The following is a 7,696-nucleotide window of genomic DNA, read 5'->3' on the forward strand; positions in this document are numbered from 1 at the left end:
CCCCCCTTCCATGAGGGGTATGAGGGACGGACGGGGCGTCAGGTGGCCCCGGTCCGGTCTTACTCGGCCGCCGAGATCGTCACTTCCTTCAGCGCGTCGACGTTGGCGCCGAAGTTGATCTTCTGCAGATAGCGGATGCCGTCCTCGGCGATGTCGTCGCCGACCATGCGGTCGCCTTCGCCCTTGAGTTCCTCCATGTCGACATAGACGGAGTAGAAGGGCTTGGTGCGCTCGGTGATGATGCCCGCCTTGAGCAGCGTCTTGATGAGAACGCGGAAGATGTTGGTCGACTGCTTCATGTCCTCGCGGCGCTTCTCGTCCGAGATGGCTTCGATCATCTCGGCCTGCACCTGCTGCCAGTCGAGGCCGAACTCGCCATAGAGGATCTGCTTCTGCTCGGGGTTCACGAGGTTGAACAGCAGCGTCTGGAAGCAGGAAGCCGCCCAGTCCTCGATGATGTTCTGCTCTTCCTCGCTGAGCTTCGGAATGGTGCGGTCAGCCCAGATCTTGCCGAACTTGTGGTGGAAAGCCTCGTCCGTCATGACGAGCTGCGTGAGCTTCACGAGGAGCGGGTCGCGCGAGTGCGAGTAGAGCGTCGCGAAGGCGCCCATGGCGAGGCCCTCGACGAGCATCTGCATGCCGACGATCTTCTTGTAGACTTCCGGCGCGCCGACGATGTCGGTGAGGAGGTCGCCGAGCGTCTGGCCGACCGGAAGCGGCTTGCCCCAGCGGGCCTGCACATACTTCGCGAAGGCGGTCACGTGGCGGGCTTCTTCGCGCGTCTGGTTGGCGGCATATTCCTGCGCGCCCGGATCGCGGAGAATGTGGCAGAGCGAGGCCGACAGGTTGAGCGCGCCCTGCTCGCCGTGAAGGATCGCCGAGAGTATCCAGCGGGCGGACTCATTGGCGAAGCGCACGCGCTGCTTCTGCGTGAGCTTGGCGAAGCTCGGAAGCTTCAGTTCGATGACCATTTCCTCGGGCAGGATCATCTCGTTCTCGATGTCGAACGCTTCCGTGAAGTCGATGTACTTCACATCGAGCGGATCCCAGAAATGGTCATGCGTCGCCGAGATGATCTTGTCGAAGGCGGTCGAGCGCTGGCCGTAGCGGTCGACATCCATCATCGAGGGGAAATCGTCCGGGGCGACGGCGTCATATGCGTTGTCTTTGGTGATCTGCCGCACTTCGCTCATGTAATCCTCCTGATCCACGGGAAAGGGGCGGGATTTGCGCCCTCGCCCAATGTCATTCTTGTCGCACCCCCGGCGCGAAGCCGGAGGGCTTTATGCAAAAGATAGGCATTCCAAGGAACGGGTCAAGGCGAAAGTGACGCATCCGTCAACTTCGTCGGCGATTCCTTATCTTCATTATTGTAAGTTGTTGAAGGGAATGACGGTTCAGCTAGCACGCGCGGATTTTTGTGCTAATGATTCGTATGAGGGAGAAGTGATCGTCCCGTGACTGCCGGCGGGGACCCGCACAGGCGCGCAACGAAGAGGACGACATCGAGGGAGGGTAATCCTGACGGATTACAAGCATCACGGCGGTCCGTTCGGGACCGTGGCACATACCTGTCAGCATCCTCCGAAACGATCCGGTTGAATTGCTGCGGCTGGCCGCGCCTGCCTTCAGGGAAGGCGCGCGGCAGGGGCCCTGCGGCGAAGACAAATGGCATCGAAACAGGAACCGTCCCGGGCCTTCGGGACGGCAGCCAAAGGACGGGTGTTGCTAATGATCACGTTTCTAGAAAATCTGGTCTTCAAGTTCCGCTTCGCGATCCTGTGTTTCCTCGCAGGCGTCACGGTTCTGGGCCTCTACTTCGCCTTCCATCTCCACATGACGGCAGGCTTCGACAAGCAGCTCCCCGTCGGCCACGAATACATCAAGACCTTCCAGCAATACCGCGATCAGCTTTTCGGCTCGAACCGCATCATCGTCGTTCTGGAGCCGAAATCCGGCACGATCTGGAACAAGGATTTCTTCAAGGTCTACAAGGACCTCACCGACGACATCTTCTTCCTGCCTGGCGTGTCGCGGCCGACGGTCACCTCGCTCTGGACGCCGAACACGCGCTACCGCGAAATCACCGAGGACGGCATCAGCGCCGAGGACGTGATCTCAGGCAAGGTGACGGCTGACTCGATGACGGAAAAGAATCTCGCCAAGATCGAGAGCAACGTCATCCGCGGCGGTTTCGTCGGCCGCCTCGTCGCCAATGACTTCACCGCCGCCATGGTTTCGGCGGAGCTTCAGGATTTCGACCCGTCCACCGGCAGCCAGCTCGACTATTTCGATCTCGCCTCGAAGCTCGAAAAGCAGATCCGCGGCAAGTATGAGAACGCCGACTATTCCGTTCGCATCATCGGCTTCGCCAAGTCGATCGGCGACATCGCCGATGGCGCGGAGGGCGTGCTCGTCTTCTTCGTGATCGCCTTCCTGCTCACCGCGCTCGCCGTCTATCTCTATTCGCGCTCGGTGCTGCTCACCTTTGCCACGCTCTTCTCATCGCTCACCTCGGTCGTCTGGCAATTCGCGCTGCTCAAGCTTCTGGGCTACGGGCTCGATCCGCTCGCAATTCTCGTGCCCTTCCTCGTCTTCGCCATCGGCGTGAGCCACGGCGTGCAACAGATCAACCTCATCACCGCCGAACTGGGCGAAGGCGCAAGCGCCGAGCATGCCGCGCGAGTGAGCTTCTCGGGACTTCTCGTTCCCGGCTCCATGGCGCTCACCACGGCGCTTGTCGGCTTCGGCACGCTCTATCTCATCCCCGTCGGCATGATTCGCGAACTGGCCATCACCGCCTCGATCGGTGTCGCGCTCAAGATCGTGACCAACCTCATCATGCTGCCGCTGGTCGTGAGCTACATGAAATTCGACGACGGCTTCACGGAGCGCGTGAACCGCTCGCGGGATTTCCGCCTCAAGGTCATGCGTCATCTGGGCAAGGTCGCCGAACCGCGCACCGCCGTTGGCGTGCTCGTCGTCGCCACCATCCTCTTCGGCTATGCGGCCTGGGAAAGCCGCCACCGCCATGTCGGCGCGCTCCATGCGGGCACACCGGAACTGCGCGAGGATTCGCGCTACAACATCGACTCCCGCAACATCGCGTCGAAGTTCTCGCTCGGCCTCAACCAGCTTACCGTCGTGGTCGAGACGCCGCCGGATGCCTGCGTCGATTATCCGGTGCTCAACTATCTGAACCGCTTCTCCTGGTACATGGAGAACCAGCCGGGCGTCAGCCTCGTCATCTCGCTGCCCTTCGCCGTCAAGGCTTCCGCCGCCGGCTGGAACGAGGGCAACCTCAAATGGCAGGACATTCCGCGCAACAAGGACGCGCTGGCGCAGGCCGTCGGCACGGTTCCCGGCCGCGGTGAACTCATGAACCAGGCCTGCACCATCCTGCCGGTGCAGATCTTCCTCACCGATGCGAAGGCGACGACCATCAAGAGCGTCGTTGCCGCTGTGAAGCAGTTCCGCGCCGAGTTCCCGATGAAGGACGTCAATATCCGTCTGGCGTCGGGCAATATGGGCGTGCAGGCGGCGGTGAACGAGGAGATCTCGGAATCCGAACTGCCGATGATGCTCTGGGTCTATGTCGTCATCGTCGCGCTGGTGACGATCACCTATCGCGACTGGCGGGCGGTCATCGCCTGCTGTCTGCCGCTCACCTTCGCCACCTTCTTCGGATACTGGTTCATGGAGGTGCTGCAGATCGGTCTGACGGTGGCGACGCTGCCCGTCATGGTGCTCGCCGTCGGCATCGGCGTCGACTACGCCTTCTACATCTACAACCGGACCCAGTTCCATCTGGCCGAGGGACGAAACATCACGGAGTGTTTCCAGCTCGCCCTTCTCGAAACCGGCATGGCGACTTTCTTCACCGCCATCACGCTCGCGATCGGCGTTTCGACCTGGGCCTTCTCCGCGCTCAAGTTCCAGGCCGATATGGGTCTCCTGCTGACCTTCATGTTCATGGTCAACATGTTCATGGCGATCACGGTCCTGCCGGCGCTCGCTGTGGTGCTCGATATCGTGTTCCCGCGCCGCGTGCCGGTGCGGCAGCGCAAGAACCTGATGGCGCATTGAGAGGCCGCGAAACGAAGACGAAAATATCCGTCTCACCAACATGGCGAGGGGACAGCTTCCCCTCGCCGGTTTAGACTGTTTGCTCATGCCAGAACGGTTCCGCCGCGGTTGGCGGAACCGAAGCGGGAGCGAACAGTATGCTTGAGAAGATCATCGATCGGCTGAAGAGGATACCATCGAACCCGGCGGCGCCCGTGGTCGATGTGAGGCGTCTGGCGGCCGCCGCGCTCATGGTCGAGGCGGCGCGGCGCGATCAGGATTTCGCGGACAATGAGCGCTCGGCGATCACGCGGATCGTAAGCGAGCATTTCAATCTCGATGAGGGCGAGGCCACGACGCTGATCGAGCTGGCCGAGAAGCGCCAGCGTATCCCCTATGGCGAAACGATCTTCACGCGCACGGTGAATGAATCCTTCTCCCCCGATGAGCGCCGGGACATCGTGCAGATGATGTGGGAAGTGGCCTTTGCCGACGGCACGCTGGAGCGTGTCGAGACGGGCATGATCAACCGCCTGTCGCAGGAAATCGGAGTCGATGCAGCGACCTGCGAGGCGGCGCGGCTCGCAGCGGAGAAGAAGACCGAACATTAGGCGGGGCTTGATCGCGTCAGGCGCCCGCCCGCACTGAAAGGCCGCAACGCCCGCGCCGGAAGCGGCGCGGGCGTTGTGGATTTCCGCTCAGCGGCTGAGCCGCACCGGCATTTCCTTGATGCCGTTGATGAAGTTCGAGCGCAGGCGCCGCACTGGCCCGGAGACGTGAACATCCGGGAAGCGCGTAAGAAGTTCCTCGAACAGAACCTTGAGCTGAAGTTCGGCGAGACGCGAGCCGAGGCAGAAATGCTGACCCGCGCCGAAGCCGAGTTGCGCCGGCGTGTCGTGGTTGCGATAGCGCGCGACATCGAAGCGATAGGGATCGTCCCATTTCGCCTCGTCGCGATTGCCGGATGCGTACCACATCACCACCTTGTCGCCGCGCTTGATGGGCTGGCCGCCGATCTCGGTATCCTCCGTCGCGGTCCGGCGCATATGCAGCACCGGGCTCACCCAGCGCACGATCTCCTGCACCGCGCTCGAGATCAGCGAGGGATTGTCGAGAAGTCTCTGCCGCTCCTCCGGGTGCTCGGAAAGTGCGAGCAGCCCGCCCGAGATCGAATTGCGCGTCGTCTCGTTGCCCGCGACGACGAGCAGGATGAAGGTGCCGATATAGGCCGGGAAGGTCAGCGGCTCGCCGTCGATCTTCGCATGCACGAGCATTGAGATGAGGTCTTCGCCCGGCGCCGCGAGCCTCTTTTCCCAGAGATTGGCGGCATAGCCCGCCATCTCCATCACGCATTGGCGCATATATTCGTCCGAGACGCGGAGTTCCGGGTCGTCCTCCCCGACCGTCGCGTTCGACCATTCGAAGAGCTTCGGCCCGTCGCTTTCCGGCACGCCGAAGAGCTCCGCCAGAACCTCGATCGGAAGCGCCGCCGCGACGGCCGGAATGAAATCGACCTCGCTGCCATTGGCGCCCTGCTTTTCGAGCGCGTCGAGAAGGCGCGTCACGCGGCCGCGAATCCGCTCCTCCATATTGGCGATGCGGCGCGGCACGAAGCCCGGCGTGATCATGCGCCGATAGGCGGCGTGCTCCGGCGGGTCCATGGAGATCATGGTCGCGTCGGTCTGATTGTCCTCGATCTCGTTCTCGTTGAAGATCCGGTGGCCGCCATTCTCCTTGGCGGAGGAAAAGAGTTTCGGGCTCTTCGAAATCGCCTCTATGTCGTCGTAGCGCGTGATCGCCCAGAAGCCGGTGCTGTCGGCTTCGGGGTTCCAGTAGACCGGCTCCGCGGCGCGCAGCCGCCTGAAGATCTCGTGATGATCGCCGCGCATATAGAGGTCCGGGTTCTTGAGGTCCGGCCTGCCGTGGAGATCGATCTTTTCCGCCTTGGGTCGCAGCATATTCTCCTCCCGCTATTTTTGTTTGAGAGGAGCTTAGGCCGCAGAGCGTTTCCAGCAAAAGTGGAAACCACTTTTGCGGTTCGGAAACGCGACAAACAAAGAGCCCCCTGGGGCGTTTCCAGCAAAAGCGGAAACCACTTTTGCGGTTCGGAAATGCGACGGGACAGGAGGGTCGGGCCGGCCTCGCTTGACGCAGGGTTTGCCTCGCTCCGTCAGGCGACGGGAAAGCCAACCGCCTGCTCGAGCTCGGCGAGCGCCTGCGCCGCGCTCGTGACCTTGATCGTCTTCATGCCGAGCAGGGCTGCCGGCTTGAGATTGATGCCGAGATCGTCGAGATAAACCGAGCCCGCCGGAGTGACGCCGAGCGCCTCGCAGGCCATTTCATAGATGCGCGGATCGGGCTTTCTGATGCCGGCCTTCGAGCTTTCGATCACATGGTCGAAGAGCGACATGATTTCCGCCACCTGCGCGGCCTTGCTCTCCGAGCGCGCCATGCCCGCGCCCGAACCCGCGGCGACATTGTTGGTGATGCAGCCGACCTTGACGCGCGCCTTGCAGCGCTTCAGCGCCTCGACCATTTCGGGGCGGATGTCGCCGGAGAGAAGCTCGACCACCTCGCGGCCGCGCACCGTCGCGCCCTTGGCCGCCGCTTCCTCTGCGAACAGCGCATCGAATTCATCGAGCGTGCATTCGCTGCGTTCGAACAGCGCCCAGGCATTGGTGTCGGGATTGGTCGCGTTGATCGAGCGGATGAAATCCTTCGGCAGGCCGCGCTCGGCCTCGAAGCGGTTGAAGGCCTCGAACGGGCTCGAAGTCAGCACGCCGCCGAAATCCCAAATCACAGCCTCGATCATGTTACCCTCGATTTTTCAATTTCCGTTGGGCGGGAACCTACACCGCCTGTGTTGCTATCGGAAGAAGCGAGAGGGCTGGGGGCAAATGAAGTCCATACTGATCACGTCCGGATTCATTCAGATCTGCGTCGCCGTGCTGCAGGGCTGGATCATCACCGCCATGTATGGTGGCATGAAGCGGTTCGGGCCTTTGAAGAATTCAAAGCGCGTTCTGCAATGTCATATCGACAACATCATGATGAGCCTTCTGCAGTTCGCGATCGCGGCGGTGCATCCGGCGATCCCGACGGTCGCGGGCTGGCTCATCGTCATCGGCTCGTGGCTCAATGCGCAGCTTTTCCTGATCCACGCCGTCTCGGAGAAGGGCTATGTCAAAAGCCGCGCACTGAGCGTGCTCACCTTCTTCTCCTTCTCGACGCTGACGATCGCCTATCCCTGGCTGCTGATCGCCTGGCTGCGGAGCTGAGGCGGCGCGCGCCCGGCCTGTCGGACGGGCCGGGGCTCAGCGCTTCTTCACCATGCAGGCCTGACCTGCGGCCTTGAGCCTGGCGCAGGCCTCCGTCGCGGCGGCCTTTGTCTGGAAGCCCGCGGCGCGGACCCGGTACCATGTGCCCTTCGCGCCGAGATCGGCCTTCTCGATGTCGAGCGCATGGCCGCCAAGCACGGCCGGGAAGCGCTGGCTGAGAGCGCGCCATGAAGCCCTGGCGCTCTTTTCGTCCTTGAGCGCGGCGACCTGGACGAGATAGGCGCCCTTGGCGGAGGCGGGCGCCTTGCTCGCCTGCGCCGGAGCGGGCTTTGCGGTCGCGGCCGGCTTCGGCG

Annotated in this window: 7 protein-coding genes; 3 read left to right on the forward strand and 4 right to left on the reverse strand. The window is 62.4% G+C overall.

All coding sequences use genetic code 11. The features are described from left to right. Positions 1-59 precede the first annotated feature (59 nt). Positions 60-1,193, reverse strand: a complete 1,134-nt coding sequence (locus tag WBG82_RS08730) for a ferritin-like domain-containing protein (RefSeq protein ID WP_424423825.1) — start codon at positions 1,191-1,193, stop codon at positions 60-62. A 538-nt stretch (positions 1,194-1,731) separates the two neighbouring features. Between WBG82_RS08730 and WBG82_RS08735 the strand changes: the two genes are divergently transcribed. Further along, positions 1,732-4,086, forward strand: a complete 2,355-nt coding sequence (locus tag WBG82_RS08735; protein WP_424423828.1) for an efflux RND transporter permease subunit — start codon at positions 1,732-1,734, stop codon at positions 4,084-4,086. A gap of 137 nt (positions 4,087-4,223) precedes the next feature. Beyond that, complete coding sequence (locus tag WBG82_RS08740) at positions 4,224-4,676, forward strand: TerB family tellurite resistance protein (RefSeq protein ID WP_424423830.1); 453 nt, start codon at positions 4,224-4,226, stop codon at positions 4,674-4,676. Between the two features lie 87 nt (positions 4,677-4,763). Here WBG82_RS08740 and WBG82_RS08745 read toward each other — a convergent pair whose 3' ends face one another. Together WBG82_RS08745 and WBG82_RS08750 are read right to left on the reverse strand one after the other, a co-directional pair. Beyond that, a complete protein-coding gene (locus WBG82_RS08745; protein WP_424423832.1) occupies positions 4,764-6,023 on the reverse strand; it encodes a cytochrome P450 in 1,260 nt (419 codons plus the stop codon). A 212-nt stretch (positions 6,024-6,235) separates the two neighbouring features. Then, positions 6,236-6,877: an HAD-IA family hydrolase gene (locus WBG82_RS08750; RefSeq protein WP_424423835.1), complete on the reverse strand. Its 642-nt coding sequence runs from the start codon at positions 6,875-6,877 to the stop codon at positions 6,236-6,238. Between the two features lie 85 nt (positions 6,878-6,962). On the opposite strand from WBG82_RS08750, the gene WBG82_RS08755 reads away from it, so the two are divergent. Continuing rightward, positions 6,963-7,343, forward strand: a complete 381-nt coding sequence (locus WBG82_RS08755; RefSeq protein ID WP_324298172.1) for a hypothetical protein — start codon at positions 6,963-6,965, stop codon at positions 7,341-7,343. Between the two features lie 36 nt (positions 7,344-7,379). On the opposite strand, the gene WBG82_RS08760 is transcribed toward WBG82_RS08755, so the two are convergent. After that, positions 7,380-7,696: SPOR domain-containing protein (locus WBG82_RS08760; protein ID WP_424423838.1), on the reverse strand; the 317-nt coding region annotated here is incomplete at its 5' end.

Source organism: Parvibaculum sp. (assembly GCF_049671045.1).
In the GTDB taxonomy this organism is placed as follows: Bacteria; Pseudomonadota; Alphaproteobacteria; order Parvibaculales; family Parvibaculaceae; genus Parvibaculum.

Coding starts and splice junctions, on each gene's coding strand:
- WBG82_RS08730 (WP_424423825.1), bottom strand. CDS start 1,193: ATGAGCGAAGTGCGGCAGATCACCAAAGACAACGCATATGACGCCGTC.
- WBG82_RS08735 (WP_424423828.1), top strand. CDS start 1,732: ATGATCACGTTTCTAGAAAATCTGGTCTTCAAGTTCCGCTTCGCGATC.
- WBG82_RS08740 (WP_424423830.1), top strand. CDS start 4,224: ATGCTTGAGAAGATCATCGATCGGCTGAAGAGGATACCATCGAACCCG.
- WBG82_RS08745 (WP_424423832.1), bottom strand. CDS start 6,023: ATGCTGCGACCCAAGGCGGAAAAGATCGATCTCCACGGCAGGCCGGAC.
- WBG82_RS08750 (WP_424423835.1), bottom strand. CDS start 6,877: ATGATCGAGGCTGTGATTTGGGATTTCGGCGGCGTGCTGACTTCGAGC.
- WBG82_RS08755 (WP_324298172.1), top strand. CDS start 6,963: ATGAAGTCCATACTGATCACGTCCGGATTCATTCAGATCTGCGTCGCC.